Annotated in this window: 13 protein-coding genes; 3 read left to right on the top strand and 10 right to left on the bottom strand. The window is 42.5% G+C overall.

What is annotated here, in order from left to right; genetic code table 11:
* Positions 1–37 precede the first annotated feature (37 nt).
* The 4 genes from V3V99_04545 to V3V99_04530 are packed head-to-tail and all read right to left on the bottom strand — an operon-like array spanning position 38 to position 3454.
* The gene (locus V3V99_04545) at positions 38–781 is read right to left on the bottom strand and encodes a prepilin-type N-terminal cleavage/methylation domain-containing protein (GenBank protein MEE9441917.1); all 744 of its coding nucleotides are present in this window, start codon (positions 779–781) and stop codon (positions 38–40) included.
* A 14-nt stretch (positions 782–795) separates the two neighbouring features.
* Positions 796–1533: a prepilin-type N-terminal cleavage/methylation domain-containing protein gene (locus V3V99_04540; protein ID MEE9441916.1), complete on the bottom strand. Its 738-nt coding sequence runs from the start codon at positions 1531–1533 to the stop codon at positions 796–798.
* Positions 1521–2312: a prepilin-type N-terminal cleavage/methylation domain-containing protein gene (locus V3V99_04535; GenBank protein ID MEE9441915.1), complete on the bottom strand. Its 792-nt coding sequence runs from the start codon at positions 2310–2312 to the stop codon at positions 1521–1523. Before V3V99_04535 ends, V3V99_04540 begins: the two co-directional genes overlap by 13 nt.
* A complete protein-coding gene (locus V3V99_04530) occupies positions 2300–3454 on the bottom strand; it encodes a prepilin-type N-terminal cleavage/methylation domain-containing protein (GenBank protein MEE9441914.1) in 1155 nt (384 codons plus the stop codon). The genes V3V99_04535 and V3V99_04530 overlap by 13 nt, the downstream gene beginning before the upstream one ends.
* 610 nt (positions 3455–4064) lie before the next feature.
* Here V3V99_04530 and V3V99_04525 point away from each other — a divergent pair.
* The 3 genes from V3V99_04525 to V3V99_04515 all read left to right on the top strand — a co-directional run bounded on the left by V3V99_04525 (position 4065) and on the right by V3V99_04515 (position 9546).
* Complete coding sequence (locus V3V99_04525; GenBank protein ID MEE9441913.1) at positions 4065–6011, top strand: cytochrome b/b6 domain-containing protein; 1947 nt, start codon at positions 4065–4067, stop codon at positions 6009–6011.
* 70 nt (positions 6012–6081) lie between these two features.
* Positions 6082–8931 (top strand): cytochrome c3 family protein, encoded by a 2850-nt coding sequence (locus tag V3V99_04520; protein MEE9441912.1) that lies wholly within the window; start codon positions 6082–6084, stop codon positions 8929–8931.
* 168 nt (positions 8932–9099) lie between these two features.
* Positions 9100–9546, top strand: a complete 447-nt coding sequence (locus tag V3V99_04515) for a response regulator (GenBank protein ID MEE9441911.1) — start codon at positions 9100–9102, stop codon at positions 9544–9546.
* Between the two features lie 66 nt (positions 9547–9612).
* Here V3V99_04515 and V3V99_04510 read toward each other — a convergent pair whose 3' ends face one another.
* From V3V99_04510 to V3V99_04485, 6 genes are all read right to left on the bottom strand, one after another.
* Entirely contained in the window at positions 9613–10293 is a 681-nt protein-coding gene (locus V3V99_04510; protein MEE9441910.1) for an ABC transporter ATP-binding protein, read from the bottom strand.
* Positions 10294–10343: 50 nt separating this feature from the next.
* Entirely contained in the window at positions 10344–12722 is a 2379-nt protein-coding gene (locus V3V99_04505; protein MEE9441909.1) for an ABC transporter permease, read from the bottom strand.
* A 92-nt stretch (positions 12723–12814) separates the two neighbouring features.
* On the bottom strand, positions 12815–13087 hold the full coding sequence (locus tag V3V99_04500; protein ID MEE9441908.1) for a hypothetical protein: 273 nt from the start codon (positions 13085–13087) through the stop codon (positions 12815–12817).
* A gap of 26 nt (positions 13088–13113) precedes the next feature.
* Complete coding sequence (locus tag V3V99_04495; protein ID MEE9441907.1) at positions 13114–15498, bottom strand: ABC transporter permease; 2385 nt, start codon at positions 15496–15498, stop codon at positions 13114–13116.
* Between the two features lie 15 nt (positions 15499–15513).
* Positions 15514–17919 carry an ABC transporter permease gene (locus V3V99_04490; GenBank protein MEE9441906.1) on the bottom strand — a complete coding sequence of 802 codons (2406 nt, stop codon included), beginning with the start codon at positions 17917–17919 and terminating at the stop codon, positions 15514–15516.
* An 11-nt stretch (positions 17920–17930) separates the two neighbouring features.
* Positions 17931–20309 carry an ABC transporter permease gene (locus V3V99_04485; protein MEE9441905.1) on the bottom strand — a complete coding sequence of 793 codons (2379 nt, stop codon included), beginning with the start codon at positions 20307–20309 and terminating at the stop codon, positions 17931–17933.
* Positions 20310–20311 lie beyond the last annotated feature (2 nt).

The following is a 20311-nucleotide window of genomic DNA, read 5'->3' as shown; positions in this document are numbered from 1 at the left end:
AATATAAGATAGTAAGTATTTTATGCAAGCATTATTTTTACCACAAATCAGCGGGGAAGACTATATCAATACTGGCATCGCGTCCGGGATTTATAGTAACTGAATGGCTTAAAGTATCATTTTCGGGTAAATAGATAATTTCAAGTGTATGCATCCCGATAGGGATTCCCGTAAAATTAAATTGGCCTTTTGTATCAGGATTTGTAAATGGTGAGACGATTCCTCCGATCCCGTCCGGATAATAAAGACGAATCAAAACCGAGTCCAAATATGACGCCGACGGGCGATTGCCGCTGGCATCAACTATCCGGCCGTCAAATCTATTGGATATTAGGGATGCGGTACTAACGGCAAAAACTTTATCGATATTTTGCCCCGACCCGACCGAACGGATCAAAGTGTCCTGAAAAATATAATCAGCGCCCCATTCATCGGCTTTGATACTCGCCAGAGAAGAGCCGTCCATATAGGGTCCATTCCAGGTGGCATAGCCCGGATTGAAATAAAGAGCGTCAAGATTAGGAGGAAGATTGCCAACGTCTCCGACAAATCCAAATTCAGATCGCGCACCCTTTGAGGTAATCTGTTGATTTCCAACGATGGCGTAAACCAACGCGTTCATTTCGGACTTAGTCGCCTCAAACCTGGCATTATCAATATTTGATCCGAATTGCATAGTAGCCACTCCGGCCAGGATTCCGAGAATGATTATGACCATTACGATCTCTATCAGAGTGAAGCCGTTACTATCGCCGATTATTTTTTGAGTTGTCTTCTTCATAATAGTATTTGCTGTTACCATTCATTAGCCGTCAGAAAATTCTGCTCATATAAATTTGAACCGGGTGTAACTGAAACGAGATGCCGCAACATATCACCACTCGGTGAATAGATTATCTCAAGAGTGTGATTACCTATCGGAATTGAATCAAATTGAAAATAGCCTCCCTTATCCGGAGTTTTCGATAGAGTCGAATAACCTCCGGCGCCGTTGGGGAACGTCAATCTAATAGATATAAAAGCATTAAGCGAATCGCCGGGAGGGGTGCCGTCGAGGTCGAAAATATTTCCTTCAACATTATTGTACAAAATTCCATCGACCGACCCGCAAATGTATTTGACAATATTGTTTCCGGAACCGCTTGAGGTTATCTGAGTTCCGCTCAGAATATAATCGACCTGCCAGGAGTCCTGTTTAAAGTCGCTCGATAATTGTTCAAAACTGTTTTTTATGTACGGCCCGTTCCAGGTACCGTATCCGGGATTTGATGTTAGGGCATCAAGGTTGGGCGGAAAAGCTCCGATATCTCCGACATATCCAAAATCCGAGCGCACTCCGTTATCATATAACAGTTCGTTTCCGACAATGGCATGGGCGAGGATTTCCATTTCCAACATAGTTTCTTCCGCTTTGATATTTTCCGCGACCGAGCCGATTTTCTGAGCGGCGATCGCCGCAAGAATTCCAACGATTATTATCACAGCCACCAGTTCGATCAGCGTGAATCCTTTGTTATTATCTAAGCATGCCACGACACGCCCCATTCTTTGAACTTTTCAATTGCCGTGAAATAATTTGCCGAAAATCTAAACGACTGAGGTGTTTTATGCCGGGGGAAAATAGTGATAAATTTGATAAGAGTATCTGAAACGGGTGAATAAATTATTCTCAACTGATGCGTCCCAACCGGTAATGAATCCAGCACAAAGGTTCCGGTTGTGTCGGGGTAATATAATTTTGTAACTGTTCCGCCGACGCCATTGGGAATTGTAATCAGGATTTCAACCGAATTGGTCAAAGCGCTGTCGGGATCATCGCCGGAGTCATCATTGATATAGCCCGTGAAGCTGTTAAGTAGATAGTCCGAAATCGCGCGGGCAATTCTTTTATTTATGGGATTGCCATTTCCGGATGAAGATATGCTTACTCCGCTGCCATAAATATATGCATCACCCCATTCATCAAATTTAAATCCGAGGCTATCCTGAATAAATCCGGGGCTTATATACGGGCCATTCCAAGTTGCGTATCCGCCGGGATTTTCATACAATGCCTGCAAATTCGGGGGAAAAGCGCCGATGTCGCCGACATATCCAAAATCAGACCGATGGCCGTTTTGTGAAATCTCCGAGTTGCCGACAATGGCATCCGCCAGCATTTCAATTTCTCTCATTGTCGCGGCCCGCCGGGCATCATCGACCGAAACCGTCATAGATTGAATCGCCACCGCCGCAACAATGCCGATGACGATCACTACCATCAATACTTCAATAAGAGTAAATCCGGTCTGTTTGAAGTTTATCCGTCGCATGTTGCCACCGTAAACGTGATTGTTGATCCGTCGGAAAATTCAACCGTGAATTGAGAGCCGGTCATATCGACCGGCGGCCCGCCGCCGTTTGAGTTGCGATGAAACTGCTCAACCGAAATCGGCAATGATTGACCCGGATTTATTGTCTGAGCGGACGAAAATACGACCGCATCGCCATTACCCAGGGCCGGATTTCCATTGCGGACATTGATGCTGTTCCAGTCAGCCTTTTTGTAATACCCGTCGGGGCCGGTCCAGGATAAGTCAAATGAAGATATAGTAATCGGTGAACCGGTATTGTTGACAATCCAGAAAGTCAGCTTAAAGCAGTTGGCGGAAGTCAATGAATCCGAACCGGAAACCAATTCCAATTGAAATGCAGTGCCACCTCCGCTGCCCCAGATATCCTCATAGTATTGAATATCGGCATAATAATCCTGCCCCGGATTGATATTAACCTTTCTAATCAGGGTATCATTGTTGGGAATTATAATCGTCCCCAAGCGGTGAATGCCAATCGGTACCGAATCAAATACGACCAAACCGTTAGCCGTCGGATTTTTACTTTTCGTTGTAAGACCGCCAACGCCGTCAGGATAAGTGAGAAGAATTTTGGCAGAATCAACATTATCGATTCCCGGCGGGGTCAAATCATAATCGGTCAGAGTCAGGTATACCTGATTATAAAACAAATCTCTGACTGATTTTGCCAGTTGCCGGGTGATTGCCTGACCATTACCGGTTGATATAAATTGAATGTTGTTGGGATTGGAGTAAGCCGCACCCCAGGCATCGAGTTTGAAATAGATATTGCCTGCCCCGGTCGAAAATTCGTCGGTGATATACGGGCCTTTCCAGGTAATATATCCGGGATTGGTTACCAGCGCGTCCCAGTCCTGCGGTAAGGCGCCGATGTCGCCGATATACCCGTAATCTGTCCTGACGCCTCCGGAAACCAGTTCCGGATTACCGGCGATAGCATAAGCGAGAAGATCCATCTCTACTCGAGTTTCCTCAAATCGAGACACGTCCTCAACACCGTCCAGAGTATTCATTGCCACCGAAGCAAGAATCCCGATAATGACGATAACGACAATCAATTCAATCAACGAGTATCCGTTTTGCCGGAATAAAATAGACATACGTCTCCTGTCAGGCCCAAAAAGAGTACTTCATTATATTATCGGTAGATCGGGGGGAGGCGTTAATGGACTATAGTTGGTCAGATTCCAGACAGAGACTCCAATAGGTCGCTATGAAAAATCCGATGAATAGTGGGGATTGTAAAAATGACTTAATGCAACTTAGGCTTAGATTTTTAATCTTGTTTCCGTTGGCAAACTGTTTTTCCCAAAAAATTAATGGAAATTGACGAATCAAACCCAATAATATCTTGATTTTTTAGAATTTCAATGTATTTTGCGTCTTGAAAATCAGGATTAGTTTTGTCCTGACTTTTTGTGAATTGAACGAGATATCTATGACTGAGATTTGGTCCTGATATCCGCTATTAAGATTATAGAGAGTATTAAATATCTGGGAGTGGGAGGCTTGTCCTGGTTACAATGGTTAGGTTCGGGTCAAAGAGACAGGCGGGGTTAAAATATTTATTAAATATTTTTCGATATTGGGCTCAACTGATATCTAATCCCTTTAATATTCAATGCTGTCAATCTCTTGAATGTTTCGGGAAGCATAGGCAAAAGCTATGTTCATCCGATATATATTATAGGAAGTGGGGCCATCGTCATTATGAAAATCATCAATACTATTAAAAGAGAGATTAACAGTTTCTCAAACGGTGTGATGAAACTCTTCGTTTATGCAGTCGCATTACTCCTTATGATATTTTGTGCGGGTTCAGGACACGCTCAATCAGTCGATGATTGTATGGCGTGCCATGATGATCCTGATTTGACTAAGGATCGCGACGGAAGCGAAATTTCTCTTTATATTAAGGTGAATAAATTCACAAATTCTATTCATGCTGATTTGGAATGTGTTGGATGTCACACTGATCTCGATGGCTTTGACGATTTCCCCCACGATGAAAATCTTGAAATGGTCGATTGCGGCGGATGTCATGATGAGGAAGCGGAGCTTTATCAATGGCATGGTCGTCAAAAACATGAAGGTAAACATGATATTCCCGAATGCAAAGACTGCCATGGAAATCATGACATATTGCCCTCGTCTGAAAAAAAATCTCGTACTAATCCGCTTCATCTTCCGGAAACGTGTGGCAAGTGCCATGAAAATCTGGATCTGGTAAAAAAACATGATCTGGTTGCTGGAAAAGCCATTGGAATGTATAGAAGCAGCGTCCACGGCAAGGCAACTTCACGAGGAGTGTATCTGGCGGCAACCTGCAATGATTGCCATTCGGCGGGCGGATCGTCGCACCGAATTTTATCACCGGGAAGCCCCGATTCACCCATCAATCATTTTAACATCCCCAAAACATGCGGCCAATGCCATCGCAACGTCGAATACGATTATTGGGAAGGTATTCACGGTCAACTTGCGGCCCGGGGTGAAACAGACTCACCCGTCTGTACGAATTGTCACGGAGAACATGGAATCATCGATCCCCGGGACCCGGCTTCAAATGTAAGTCCAGCCCGCTTAGCCGAATCAACTTGTTCGCCCTGCCATGAATCGGCATTTATTAATGAGAAATATGATATTCCATCCGGTCGATTGCACACCTGGTATGATAGTTATCACGGCCTGAAGAGTAAAGCGGGCGATCTAACCGTCGCCAATTGTTCGTCTTGTCATGGGGCGCATCGCATTCTGCCTCATACGGATTCTACCTCATCGATTTATTCGGCAAATTTGCAGGAGACTTGCGGTAATTGCCATCCCGGTATTTCAGCGGAAATGGCCACTACCCCAATTCACTCCACTCCCGGTGAGTCCCGGACGCCTTTGGCGAGTCTGATCGCGGATATTTACGTAATTCTTATCATTGTTACGATAGGAATCATGCTCATTCACTGGGCGATTGATATCCGCAAGCAGATTTTCCTAATGCTTCAAAGAAAGCAGATCAGACGCATGAGTATGAATGAAGTCTGGCAACATACTTTTCTGATGGCCAGTTTTATCGTCCTGGTAGTTACTGGTTTTGCTTTACGTTACTCGGAAGCGTTTTGGGTTGAGTGGTTATTTGGCTGGGAAGGCGGTTTTCCCCTACGCGGCATCATTCACAGGACGGCAGCGGTTATTTTTATAATTACCGTGATCTGGCATTTGATTTATCTAACTACCTCTCGGGGTAGACAGTTCCTCCGGGATATTTGGCCCCGGATGAGCGATGTCCGAGAAGGGTTCGCGACGGTTTATTATAATCTCGGCATAAAGAAACACAAACCTGCCTACAATCGCTTTAGCTATATGGAAAAGGCTGAATACTGGGCCCTGGTTTGGGGGACCTTTGTGATGATTATCAGCGGGCTTTTCCTTTGGTTTGACAATTTTGCCGTTCAGTTGTTTCCCAAAGGATTTCTTGATGTAATGCTCGTTCTACACTATTATGAGGCTTGGCTGGCGATGCTTGCCATAATCGTGTGGCATCTGTATTCAACGATCTTCAATCCGGCAGTGTATCCGATGAATCCGGCGTGGCTTACCGGAAAGATGCCGGAGGATGTGTATCGCCATGAACATCCGGGCGATAAGGATATTGAAAAGTAAGGGACTTCTCTGAAGTGGTATTGGAGAGTGTAATGGAATTTTCTTTTTTGATTAAAAGGGATGCCGCGATTTGATTAAACGCGGAAAAAACAGGCGAGAATTGAAAGGCCAATGGGGAATGACTCTTTTTGGACTTAAACGGAGCCTAGCCATAGCGGTTGCTTTGATAATGTCTCTTAGCTGGAATCAGAATATCATCAATGCGCAATCAATCGATGATTGTATGGTGTGCCATGATGATCCTGATTTAACTAAGGATCGCGACGGAAGCGAAGTTTCTCTCTTTATTGATACTGATAGATTTACGAATTCAATACACGCCGATCTGGAATGCGTTGGTTGCCATTCCGATCTTGACGGTTTTGATGATTTCCCCCATGACGAAAATCTTGAAAAGGTTAATTGCGGCGAGTGCCATGATGATATAGCCGAGATTTATGGCCAGAGTCTTCATGGTCAGATGGCTGCGGCCGGCCGCAAACTGGGCCCGCAATGTCAGGACTGCCATAGCGCCCATTATGTTATTCCCGCCTCGGTTCCCGGCTCACAAGTGGATATATTTAATATTCCTTTTATGTGCGGTCGATGTCATAAAGAAGGCACCGAGGTCACGCAGACCTATGATATTCCACAAGACAGCATCCTGTCGCATTATTCACTGTCAATTCACGGAATAGGCCTTTTACAGCAGGGGTTAACCGTTACGGCGGTTTGTTCCGATTGTCATACGGCCCATAGTGTTTTACCCCATACTGATCCTCGATCTTCCATTCATCGCGATAGAATTGTAAAAACGTGCCTGCAATGCCACGGTCGTATTGAGCTGGTACATAAAAAATTTATTCAGGGCGAGTTGTGGGTAAAGGAACCAAACAAAGTTCCCGTATGTGTCGATTGCCATCAGCCTCATGAAATCAGGAAAGTGTTTTATGGTGAAGTGTCGAGTGCGGAATGTATGGAATGTCACTCAAATCCGGACCTCAAGATTATTCGTGACGGCGAGGAGATTTCATTATTTGTGGATTCGGATGAAGTTCATAACTCCGCTCATCGCTCAACCCGATGCGCTCAATGCCATACAGGTGTCAGCCCGAATTTGAAGCGATCATGCGAAACAGTAGTAACTAAAGTTGACTGTTCTATCTGCCATAGTGAAGCGGTTACCATTTATAGTATGAGCATCCATGGTACCCTGGCCGAGAGGGGCGATCAGGCAGCACCGTCTTGCGTGGATTGCCATGGAAAACATACCATTAAAAAGTATCAGAATCCCGAATCACCCACCTTTCCGACCAAAATTCCACAGTTATGCGGTCAGTGTCATGTCCGGGGAGGTTCGGCTGCGGTACGGCGCGAGCAACGCGGTGAACCGAGTATGGCTGACAGCTATACAATGAGTATCCACGGTAAGGGACTATTGGAGAGCGGTTTGGTCGTGACGGCCATGTGCACCGATTGCCATACCAATCATTTTGAATTACCCAAGGATGATCCGCGGTCAAGCGTTCATCATGATAACGTCGCGCAGACTTGCGCCAAATGCCATAAGGGGATTTATGAGCGATTCGTTAATAGTATTCATTCACCCAGCGCCAATGATACCGATAAACCTCTACCCAACTGCAGTCAATGTCATCAATCGCACAGCATTTCTCGTACCGATTCCGAAGGATTTATGCACCAGATAATCGGCCAATGCGGAAACTGTCACGCTGAAGTAACAGAAACATATTTCGATACCCATCATGGGAAGGTATCGCGTCTCGGTTATGATGCGGCGGCCCGCTGCCACGATTGTCACGGCTCGCATGATATTCTCCCGCCGGTCAATACCGAATCCCGATTATCTCGACAAAATATAGTGGAAACGTGCGGCCAGTGCCATGAAGGTTCGCATCGGAATTTTGCCGGATATCTCACTCATGCTACCCACCATGACCGGGATAAGTATCCGATTTTATTCTATACCTTTTGGGTTATGACGTTTTTACTGGTCGGAACGTTGATGCTGGCTGGAACTCATACGTTGATGTGGTTACCCCGGTCAATCAAGGCGATGAAAGAGCATAAGGAGATGATGGCTCGGGCACGCGGCCGACTTCATTACCGGCGGTTCAAGAGACTGCATAGCGTTCTGCACATCATGGTTATCGTCAGTTTTCTGGGATTGGCGGTCACCGGTATGGTGCTTAAGTTCTCTTACCTGGGATGGGCGCAATGGTTATCGAATGTTTTGGGTGGTTTTGACGCCACCAGCGTTATACATCGCTTATGTGCCATTATTACTTTCACCTATTTTGGAATTCATATTTTTGACTTTATCCGCGGAAAAGTCAAAAGCGGAAAATCATGGAAAGAAACTCTTTTCAGCTCCAACTCGATGATACCGAATAAAGATGATCTTAAGGATTTAATCGCGACGTTTAAATGGTTCCTTGGTAAGGGTCCCCGACCCGATTATGGCCGTTGGACGTACTGGGAAAAATTCGACTATTTTGCCGTTTTCTGGGGCGTGGCAATTATCGGTTCAACCGGACTTATTTTGTGGTTCCCGGAATTCTTCACGCTCTTTTTGCCGGGCTGGATTATCAATGTCGCGACGATTATTCATTCCGACGAGGCTCTCCTGGCAACGGCGTTTATCTTTACGATTCACTTCTTTAATACTCATTTCCGTCCGGATAAATTCCCGATGGATACGGTTATCTTTACCGGACGTATGACCGTCGAAGAACTGCGGTTGGAGCGGCCTCGGGAGTATCGGGAGCTTTTGGGGTCACGTAAATTCAAGAAAAGATTAACCCAGCCGTTACCGCCGGTATTGGTAAAAGCCGCGAAGGTATTTGGAAGCGTGGCCCTTTTCACCGGAATAACCCTGATTTTGCTGATAATTTACGCGGTTATCTTTGGATACCGGTAATCTTTGTTCTTTTTTGAATATATTGCATGAATATTTGATTCGGTGCTTCAATATTTAGCAGACCAACTTTTAATAGACTCTCAATTATTGCCGATAATACTATTGTGGGAAATTTGTTCACAGGATTGAATTTATATAACCAGGGGTTGGAATTTAGCGAGAATAAAGATGTTGATAGATAAAAACATAGAGGATTTGGCTCCTGATATCGTATGTAGCTCCGTGAAAGCGACAGAAACCAGGCAAGAGGCGTTACGGATATTAATTGTCGATGATGATGAACAGGTGATCGAAACCCTTTCTAAGGCTCTCGAAATTATAGATGTTTCTACTGAAATAAAAACATCATTGACGGGTGAAGGAGCACTCAAATTATTAGAGTTTAATTCTTTCGATTTAGTTATTCTCGATGTCAATCTTCCGGATATAGACGGTGGTGATGTCCTGAGATTTGTCCGCACCCAGGCAAAAAACGCGACGGCGAAAATTATCGCAATTTCGGGAGTGCCCAACGTTCTCGATTCTATGCTTCAGTTAGGCGCCGACGTTAGCCTCTCAAAACCTTTTAAACTCTGCGAGCTGACGGATAACATTAAAAAGTTGGTGAATACCTGATATCATCTTCCATTGATCAATACTAGTTTTCAAGCGCCCAATAATCGTAAGAAATAATTTCCATAATTATGTTTTGGCAGTATCCGATTCTATCCAGCCGTCCTGCAGTGTGATAATTCGATCGCCGTAGGCGGCGTTTTTTTCCGAATGAGTTACCTGGATAATAGTTACCCCCTCTTCTTTATTCAGGCGCGTAAACCAGTCCATTATTTCTTCGCCATGCTTGGAATGTAAATTACCGGTCGGTTCGTCGGCCAGAAGCAGTCGAGGATTGGTGATAAGGGCGCGGGCGATTCCGACCATTTGCTGATGGCCGCCCGATAATTGACTGGGGAAGAGATCTTTTTTACCCACGATATTGAATCGGTCGAGTATATCACAAACCATGCCCTTGCGGTCTTTGCCTTTGACTTTCTTATACAATAACGGCGTTTCCAGATTTTCATAAACGGTCAATTCATCAATCAAATGATAACTCTGGAAAATAAATCCAATGTATTCTTTGTAGAGGGTGGAACGTTTCTTCTCTTTGAGTTCATGGACCGATGCGTCGAAAAAATGATACTCGCCTCCGGACATATCGTCAAGCATTCCGATAATATGCAACAGCGTTGATTTGCCGGCTCCCGACGGGCCCATGATAGAGACAAATTCGCCTTCTTTGACATCAAAAGAAATTTGACGCAGGACATAAGTGAAATCTTTCCCCGTTTTGTATCGTTTTTCGATGTTGTTCAATCTAATCAAAGCGTACTCTCCATTTTTTCAAACATTATAATCATTTAGATCAGCTACTCCTACTCATACTTTATCGCATCAACCGGGTTAGACAGGGCGGCCTTAAGAGAATGGTAACCCGCGGCAATACAGGTTATTATCAGTCCAAGAACAAGGCCAATTAACACCGGTTGAACGCCAATGTCTATCCGATAGACAAAATTCTCCAGCCAGTGAGACATTACATAGTGAATTATGGGCCAGGAAATAATACTGGCCAAAATCACCAAAAGTACAAACTCCTTTATCAACAAAACGACAATATTCGGTATTGAAGCCCCAAATACTTTTCTGATCCCAATTTCCTTCGACCTGCGTTCTCCCATGAAAGAGGATAGTCCCAAAAGCCCCAGGGAGGCGATTCCGATGGCCAGAAGCGTAAAGTACAATATTATCTGAGAGAAATTTCTTTCTTCGTGATAAGTACTTTCAAAATATTCGGCCAGATAATGAAAATCACTGGATGCAGAAGAATACAATTCACTCCAGCTCTTATTTATTGCCGCGACGGTTTCGGTTGCATTTTCCGGGTTTACGCGCACCAGGATATCGGAAATATATTGTGGATTAAGATCAAACACCATCGGCTTGATTTCCATTCGAAACGAATGCTGATGAAAATCTTTTACAACACCGATGATTTTATAACCACCCAGGATTTTTCCGACTGGATTTTCAACTCCCAGTTCTTTTACCGCGGTTTCATTGAGAATAACGGAATTAGTTCCCGGAGCATCCATATCGGGGGAAAAATCTCTGCCCTCCAATATCGTCAGACCCAGCGTTGAAAAGAAATCATAATCAATCGAGATGCCTTCGACCGTCTTGGTGACAGTAGAATCCAATGCTGTGGGAAAGGGCATTATAGCATAACCATCATTGGGAGGCAGGATACTGGTTCCGGAGACTCCAATAACGCCGGGGATGTTACCCAATTCATTTTTTATTGTTTCATATTTTCCTCGAATATCGCGACTAATAGATGTCGCCAGCACATTTTGGCGGTCAAAACCAACTTCTCCACTTATCGAATGATCTATTTGTTTATAAATGACAAGGGAACTTGCCGTTAAGGACACAAAAATTACGAGTTGGGCTGTGACTATAATTCTACGAAAAATAGATTTTCCAGAACCTAGCATAGCGTTTTTGTTAAAGATCGCTATAGGATTGAATTTTGAAATGACAAAGGCTTGGTAAATACTGGAAGCGACCCCAATGAAAATAATAATTAATAATGTCCCGATCCAGAATGACCAATTGGAATAAAAGTTACTTTCCAGTTGGGTCACAAACAATCGATTGACAAATGGAAGAAAGATTTCGATCAAAACAATTGCTATGGGTAGAGCGCTAATAGTTGTTAAAAGTGATTCACCGATTATTTGCCGGACGATCATTGCAGAACTCGCACCAATAATTTTTCGAACCCCATATTCTTTGGTTCGTATGAGTGATCGTGCCATCGATAAGATGCCATAATTTGCCCCGGCCAGGATGAGTATTAAAAAGGCAACCGCGGAAAAAATATAGATGTTTTGGAGATTTCCCGAGGCCATGTGGTGGTTGACAATGTGGGAGGAGTTCAGATAGAAATCAGGCAGGGCTTGAAGTATTTGTGCGTCAGTTTCGGCTTTTTCATTATACTGTTTCAGCCGAATTGGGATATCTTTCGATAATATATCTGCCTTAGCGTTTTCGGAAAGCAATAAGTATGTGCGATAGTGTTTTTGATCCCAGGAATCATCCAGCGAGAGATTATAGCTCTTAAAAAGTCTCTGTAAATAAATTTGTCCGATGTTAAGAGACGAGATAAAGTCTGCCTTAAACGAAGATTTGCGGGGCAAATTTTCCATGACTCCGGTGACTGTCAAATTTATTTCTTCGCCGCGGCAGTTAATTAGCAGGTTTTGACCGATGGGATCAGAGTCGGGAAAATGTCGCTGAACCATATTCTCGGACAGGATAACTGAAAAGCGGGCCGCCAGGGCTTGGTCTTGATTTCCCCTCACGAGGGGAATTGTAAAGATATTAAATATCTCCGGGTCAGCGGCGTAAAAGCGTCTGCCTCTTTGCCAGCCTTCATTGTTTTTAATGCGGCAGGATACAAATCGAATGCGAGCGGTGTATTCGATTTCGGGAAAATTATCTTTGAGGGTCGGGGCCAGAAGAAAAGAAGTCTCCGGCGTTCGAGCCTCAAAACCTTCGTTAAATGTTAAGACTCGATATATTCGGTCGGCTTTTTTATGGCAGGCGTCAAAACTTAATTCGTCCATTACAAAAAGCATAATAATCAGAGAGCATGCCAATCCCACTGACAACCCGATTATGTTTATTGCCGCATATCCCTTATGCCCGAATAATGAGCGCAATATAGGCTTAATATGAGAAGAAAACATGGGCACCTCCAATGTTACTCATAAGTAATCGCATCGACCGAGTTGGCGTTTGTTAGAGGTCTTTTCCATCGCATAATGAATAATTGGATGCCTTATTCAACCGTTTTTCTCTCCGATTTCTTTCTGAACATAACCGGGATGCCGTCCTTAGTCGGGATGCCGATTTGGATTAACTCCCAGTTCTTATCATGCTCTTTTATAACTCTTCTCAGGACATCAATCTTATCTTCATTGCCGTGGCCACTTTCCCATTCTATAATCTCGACGCAGTACTTAATCGTTCTTTTTCGCCCATTGATCTTGACATCGATTTCGATATTTTGCTCGGCGTCGAGAGTCGGAATTTGAATAACGACTTCTTTCATATTAACCTCACCTTTTACTAATTTAGTTACTCATGCTTGATCGCGTCGACCGGGTTGGCCGTGGCGGCCTTTATGGCCTGGAAACTAACGGTAAGGATAGCGAAAATTAGGGCGGCAATTCCGGAAATGGTAAATACTGTCCATGTGATTTCTGTTCGATAAGCGAAATTTTCAAGCCAACGGCTCATGGCCAGATAAGCAATCGGCCAGGCAATGATGTTGGCCATTGCCACCAGAATAATGAATTCCCTGGTCACCAATCGAATAATGGCATTGATTGATGCCCCAAAAACTTTGCGAATACTAATTTCTTTGCTTCGGCTTTCAATAGAAAAGGATGTTAATCCAAGCAGACCCAGGCAGGTTAATATAATAGCTAAGCCGGTAAAGCCGCCCGCAATGGCGCCCATTTTTTCCTCAGCGCCGTAATTTTTCTCAAAATCCTCTTTTGCGAAATAGTATCTAAAGGGAGTGTTTGGGAAAAGCTTCAGAAAAGTTTTCTTGATATCTGCGATTACTTCTTCGGTGTTGTTAGTTTGTAGAGAAAGGCTAATACTATGGAATTTTCCCGGATACATCTGCATTACTATAGGTTCTATTGGACGTTGAAGTCCATGGAAATGAAAATCATTTGTTACGCCGATAACATTAAGCCGATCTTCGCCAAAATCAACAGATTTTCCAATTGCTTCCGATGCTGATGACCAGCCAAATGCTCTCACTGCCGTTTCATTAATTATAATCGCACCCTGCAAATCTGACGGCATTTCCTTTTGGAATGATCTACCATCGGCCAATTGAATACCGTATTCAGAGATGAAATCACCATCGAAAAAGAAATGATAGAATGGTTTGTATTCACTATTTGCAATATCAGCCGCCTTAAATGCATGAATATAATTGATACGGCCAGGGATGCTTGAAGAGACTGTGGCCCCGGTGATTCCTGGATACCTGGTAAATTCATTCTTTATTGTTTCATAATTATCCGCTATCGATATATCCCTGGCCAGAGGAAGAACAAGTTTATGACTATTATCAAATCCCAAAGGTTGATTTTTCATATGATATATCTGTTTGGACACAGTTAAAAGACTTATTATCAATACGATTGAAGCGACAAATTGGAAAATAACGAGAAGTTTACGTAAAGTTACATGGCGATAATTTGATGAAAATACTCCCCTGAAAAAAGTCACAGGTTTGAAAGCTGAAAAAATAAAGGCCGGATAACATCCCGCGATTAGGCCAACCATTAGAGCAAATCCAATGATTGAAAGAAGCATTATCGGTTCCGTTAGATTGATTGTAGAAAATTTAATGTTTAGAATGCTACTTAATAATGGGGAAAGCAATTCAACGAGTATATAGGCCAGCGCCAACGAAAGCAATGTCATTAATACGCTCTCGCCCAAAAATTGAATTATCAATTGGTATCGGCTGGCGCCAATTGTTTTTCGCATGCCAACTTCTTTATGCCTGTTTATAAATCGAGCGGTGGTTAGATTAACGTAGTTTATACATGCTGTTGTAAGAATAATAAAGCCAATGATTGAGAATACAATGATATTAGGCAGACTCCCCGGAGGGGATATTTCACCCCATAGATCTGAATGAAGATGGATATCGATTATAGGCTGCAGGGCAAAAGACATTATTTTATCATGCTTTGCCAGTATTTCTGTTGCGTGGGCGCCTATTGTTCGATTTATGTCTTCGGTTAACCTATTTGCATTGGCATCTGGCGAAAGCTTAAGATATGTATATGTTGACATTCTTCCCCAATTTTGCATGTTTTCATTTGGTTCGAAAGTGCTAAAAGACAGAAGAAAATTGTATTTCAGATGGGTATTTTCAGGGTAATCAGCGATTACTCCTGATATCCTATAATCCTGATCGTTTATTGTGATTACTTCGCCAACTACTTGATAATTCGAAAAATACTTCTCGGCGATACTTTTGGTGATTACTGCCGTTTGAGGCTGTTCAAGCGCATTATTTGGGTTTCCGGCAATAAAGGGAATGCTCAAAATGTCAAATATCTTTGGGCCAGCTGCAAGACAGTAATATTCATAAAGGGATTCTTCACCTTTTTTAATTCGTACGCGCCCGAGTTCTTGAATTCTGGCGACATCTAAATTATTAGAATAGTATTCTTGAATAGTCGGACCAAGTGGTTCGGGTGTTGCTGCCCATGAATGAAGTTCTTCGCCATATTTGGTATTGGCTATAACGCGATAAATTCGCTCATTATCTTCGTGATAAGTATCATAACCAAATTCAAAACTAATGTAGAGGGCGATCAGAATGCAGGTCGTTAACCCTGCGGCAAAACCCAGGATATTGATGAGTGAATATCCTTTATGACGAAGGATATTTCTCACCGCGACTTTCAAATAATTCTTAAACATCTAAGATTCTCCTCTCTACTCATATTTAATTGCATCAACCGGGTTTGAGGTCGCAGCTTTAACAGACTGATAGCTGACCGTCAGAATAGCCACGCCAATGGCGCATATTCCGCAGATTATAAATGTCAGCCAGTTCATTTCCGTTCTATAGGCAAAATTTTCGAGCCAGCGATTCATTGCATACCATGCAATAGGCCAGGCAAATACGTTTGCCATTATAACCGGAAAAATAAATTCGCGAGTCAGCAGTCGAATTATGTTAGATACGCTTGCTCCCAAAACCTTTCTTATACCGATTTCTTTCGTTCTTTGTTCGGTTATAAACGATGTCAGTCCTATTAGGCCGAGGCATCCGATAAAAATCGCCAGGAAACTAAAAGATATCAAAATATTGGTTAACCGTTCCTCGTTTTTGTACTGAGAGTCAAATTTATCGTTTAGGAATGAATATTCAAAAATTCTTTCGGGGAAAAGTTGTTCCCACTTATTCTTCAACTTATCCACCGTGCCGATGATATTATCTCCCGAAATCTTGATACATATAGAATTAAAATATTCGGACTTGTAAGACATAAAAATTGGGACGATTGGTTGATGAAGCGAAACCTGATGAAAATCCTCAACTACTCCAATTATTTCCTTTTCAATCCAATCATCGGTACCGGGACCGGTGCCATCAGTTTTAAATGTTCTTCCAACAGGGTTTTCCCAACCAAGATCAGCCGCAGCAGCTTCATTAATTATCACTCCTCGAATAGAATCAGTGGGCATTTCGGCAGAGAAATTTCTTCCGGCTACCAACTGCATATCAAACACTGTGAGAAAGTCATAATCAACATTGATTAGATTCATCATTCGAGCGTTTTCGAGAGTATATCCTTCCGGTACACAAACTCCTACAGAATACCCATCTCCTGGCGTATTCGATGTTGCGGTAACACCCTTTACTCCCGAAATTGCCAAGAGTTCACTTTTTATAGAAGGCAATGATTGTGATAAGCGTTCTGATGGAACTGATAATACAACAACCTGTTCTTTATCAAACCCAAGAGATTTGTTTCTCATAAAATCAAGTTGAGAATAAATCGTTATTGTACTTATTAAAAGAGCAATGCAGATTACAAATTGTATGATAACAAAAGCGTTCCTAAATCCGGCATGTGATCCGGTGCCCGATTTGCCGGATTTCAAAATATGTACGGGACGAAATGATGAAAGATATAGCGCCGGATATAATCCGGCCAACATCCCGACAATTAGTATAAAGCCTGCAAAAATCAATGGCGACCAAAACGAGCTAAAATAAGATAGTTGCAGTTGGTTGCCTGAAATTGAGTTTATAGTCGGCAAGGCCAATTCAGTAAGAAATATCGCCAAAAATGCTGAAAGTGCGCACAAGCCGATTGATTCTCCCAGAAATTGCAGGATTAGTTTGTACCTGGACGCTCCGAGAGTTTTTCGCATTCCAACTTCTCGGGCCCGCTTTTGGGATCGTGCTGTTGTTAGGTTAATGAAATTAATACATGCAATGATTAATATAAACAGTGCGACGGCAGAAAATAGATATACATATTCAATTTTTCCTGCCGGCTCAAGCTCGCCCTGTAATTTTGAGTACAAGTGAATTTCGGTTAGAGGCTGCAAAAATAAATCTACCCGTGCACCAAACGACTTTAATATTTCGCCCATATGCCTATCCACAAAACCAGGGAATTTTTCTTCCAGCGATTTATAATCTGCCTTATCAGCGAGCAAAAGATAGGTGATATAATTAAAGTTTATCCAGTGATTGATATTTTCTCCAAATTTATTTTCCAATGTTTTCATTGATAATAACACGTCGAATTTCAAGTGAGAATTATTAGGTATATTTTTTATAACTCCTGTGACGGTAAATTTGTCGTGATTATCTACAGTTAAAGTTTGTCTAAGCGGGTTTTCATCGCCAAAATATTTTTGGGCCGCATCTTCTGTAATGACTGCGGTAAGTGATGCGGCAAGCGCGTTTGAGGGATCGCCCTCCACCATTTGTAATCTGAAAATTTCAAAAATTTCGTTATCTGCGTAGAACAGGCGATCTTCTTCATACCTAACATCATTGTTGGATATGAGGACATTTGAATATGATTTCAAACGCACAGCATTAATAATTTCAGGGAAATCTAGTTGCAGAGCGGGGGATGAAGGGTAATTACTAACAGGAAGTCGTATATTGTTTCCGGCCATATCCGCATCAATTCCGATGCGATAAATATTGTTCGCCTTTTCATGGTAGCGATCGTAACTCAGTTCATTTTGTACCCATAACATAATAATTAAGCAACTTGCAATACCTAAGGCCAGTCCCGCGATATTAATTACGGAATAACCCTTAAATCTTGTTATTTGCCTAAATGTCGTCGTCAAGTAATTTCTCAACATTGTATAGCCTCCTACTCATACTTAATCGCATCAACCGGGTTGTTGGTGGCGGCCTTAATTGCCTGAAAGCCAACCGTTAATAAGGCAATTAATAACGCTGCGATACCCGAAAGGGCAAAGACAGTCCAGCCAATATCTATTCGATAGGCGAAATTTTCCAGCCAGCGATTCATAGCATAATACGCAATGGGCCATGCGATAACATTAGAAATGGCAACGAGTAAGAAGAACTCTTTGGTGATTAATCCCGTAATGCTGGTGATAGATGCTCCGAGTACTTTCCTTATGCCAATCTCTTTAGTGCGCCTTTCGGCCGTAAATGATGCCAAACCAAACAATCCAAGGCATGACACAAAAACAGCAAGCAAGGTAAATGCAGTAAACAGTTTGCCGGTTTTCTCCTCGGTTTCATAGTTTTCATGCATGGATTCATCAAGGAATTGATAATCAAATGATATGTCCGGCGCAATGCCGCCCCATATAGTTTTTATTTCCTCAGTGGTTCGAGCTATATTATCAGATTCAAGTTTTACGGCCAACAGCCGTTGCTCATGAGAGATCGGGATGAAGGCTGTTGATGCGATTGGAGTATGAACCGAAAATTGATGAAAATCTTTTACCACACCTATCACTGTAAATTCGGATTCGCTCCTTAAGAATTTAAAACCGATAGGATTTTTTATTTCAAATTCCTTTACGGCAGTTTCATTAATCAGAATTGAACCCGGCGTGGTTTCGGAGGAAAACTCTCGTCCTTCTAGAATTTCGATGTTAAAAGTTTTCAGATAATCAGCGTCTATCTGAATACCGTGTATAATAGCCGGGTCTTCATCCGCCTTGTTTTCGGGGCGAACTCCATATAAGAAGTGGCGATTTTCGCCCGGAACCATATCAACAATAGTGGCAGATAAAGCCAAATCGTTATTTAAAATTTCATCTTTTAGCACCTTGCATTTATCAAGCGATAAATTATCCTCTATATCAATTAGCAAAATATTATCCTTATCAAAGCCAAGATCTGAATTTAAGGAAAACTGAATTTGTTTATAGACGCCGATAGTGCAGAATATCATGATAACGGCCAGAACAAATTGCGTTACAACCATAATTCGTCGAAACCCGGATTTAGAAGACTGATTCGAAAAGCTGTTTTTTAGAATTGTAACCGGCTGGAACCGAGAAAACAGGAAAGCCGGATAACTTCCGAATAATAATCCTACTAATAGAATCATTGCAAAAACCGAAGAGAGTAAGATTGGATCCTGATACATATTAATTTCCAACGTTCGTCCCATAAAAGATTCTATATGCGGGCGAATTAATTCAAATATTATCAAACCGCCCATCATAGAAATAACAGTTACGAACATCGATTCGATCAGAAACTGCTTGAAGAGCTGGCCGCGGAGGGCTCCGAGAACTTTTCGAATGCCGACTTCTTTAAGGCGAAATGAAATTCGAGCTGAGGATATGTTTAGGAAATTTATGCAGGCAATAATCATTATTATCGCGGCTACGCCGGAAAATATATTTACCAGCATCAAATTCCCCTGAGGCGGCAATTCATAGCTTAAATCGGAATTAAAATAAATATCCTCAAGCGGCTGCAATTGAAGATCAAACGATTTTGCCTGATCCTCTCCTATCTGTTGAGCAATTACTTCGGGAATTTTACTTTCAACTAAGGCTGGGTCCGCATCCATATTCAATAAAACATATGTATAATCCTTAAAAAGCTCTGTCCAGGAACTGACATCTTCACCGATTTTTTCTAAGGTTGAATATGAAATGACGAAATCGCAGCGCATTTGAGTATTGGCCGGAATTTTCGCAAAAACTCCGGTAACCTGTAAATCGACTGCATCGTTTTCTTTCACTAATTTAACAGTTTTTCCTAGTGGGCTTTGATTATCAAAATATGTTGCCGCAATATCCTGCGAAATAATAACTGAGAAGGGCGCGATGAGCGCATTTTCAGGATTCCCATCATCAAGGGGCAATGTAAAGATATTGAGATAGTCCGGTTCGGCAACAAAGACTTTTGGGGCAAGATGGGTTTTGTCGTTAGTAAATTCAAAGGTTATGTCCCATTCCCGGCGAATCCGAGCCAGGCGTTCAATTTCCGGAATAGATTCTCTGATTGCCGGGCCGACAGCAGGAACTATACTGGCCATCGATATTCGGGAACCTCTGTACAAATATCTGCCATCTACACGGTAAATTTGGTCTTTATTAAGGTGACAATCTTCAAATCCAAGTTCGTTGTTGACGATTCCGATTATTATCAGGCATACACCAAGCCCAATTACCAAACCAAGGATATTGATCATGTTGAACAATTTGTTGTTTTTGATATTTCTCACTGCGACTTTCAGATAATTCTTAAACATCC

The sequence above is a fragment of the Candidatus Zixiibacteriota bacterium genome (genome assembly GCA_036480375.1).
Lineage (GTDB): Bacteria > Zixibacteria > MSB-5A5 > GN15 > JAAZOE01 > JAZGGI01.
Note: the sequence above shows the minus strand (reverse complement) of the source record. Positions and strands in the feature narration are given on the sequence as shown.

Excerpts from the sequence above, each read along its gene's own strand:
- V3V99_04545 (MEE9441917.1), bottom strand. The coding sequence starts at position 781 with ATGAAGAAGACAACTCAAAAAATAATCGGCGATAGTAACGGCTTCACT.
- V3V99_04535 (MEE9441915.1), bottom strand. The coding sequence starts at position 2,312 with ATGCGACGGATAAACTTCAAACAGACCGGATTTACTCTTATTGAAGTA.
- V3V99_04530 (MEE9441914.1), bottom strand. The coding sequence starts at position 3,454 with ATGTCTATTTTATTCCGGCAAAACGGATACTCGTTGATTGAATTGATT.
- V3V99_04525 (MEE9441913.1), top strand. The coding sequence starts at position 4,065 with ATGAAAATCATCAATACTATTAAAAGAGAGATTAACAGTTTCTCAAAC.
- V3V99_04515 (MEE9441911.1), top strand. The coding sequence starts at position 9,100 with ATGTTGATAGATAAAAACATAGAGGATTTGGCTCCTGATATCGTATGT.
- V3V99_04505 (MEE9441909.1), bottom strand. The coding sequence starts at position 12,722 with ATGTTTTCTTCTCATATTAAGCCTATATTGCGCTCATTATTCGGGCAT.
- V3V99_04500 (MEE9441908.1), bottom strand. The coding sequence starts at position 13,087 with ATGAAAGAAGTCGTTATTCAAATTCCGACTCTCGACGCCGAGCAAAAT.
- V3V99_04495 (MEE9441907.1), bottom strand. The coding sequence starts at position 15,498 with ATGTTTAAGAATTATTTGAAAGTCGCGGTGAGAAATATCCTTCGTCAT.
- V3V99_04490 (MEE9441906.1), bottom strand. The coding sequence starts at position 17,919 with ATGTTGAGAAATTACTTGACGACGACATTTAGGCAAATAACAAGATTT.
- V3V99_04485 (MEE9441905.1), bottom strand. The coding sequence starts at position 20,309 with ATGTTTAAGAATTATCTGAAAGTCGCAGTGAGAAATATCAAAAACAAC.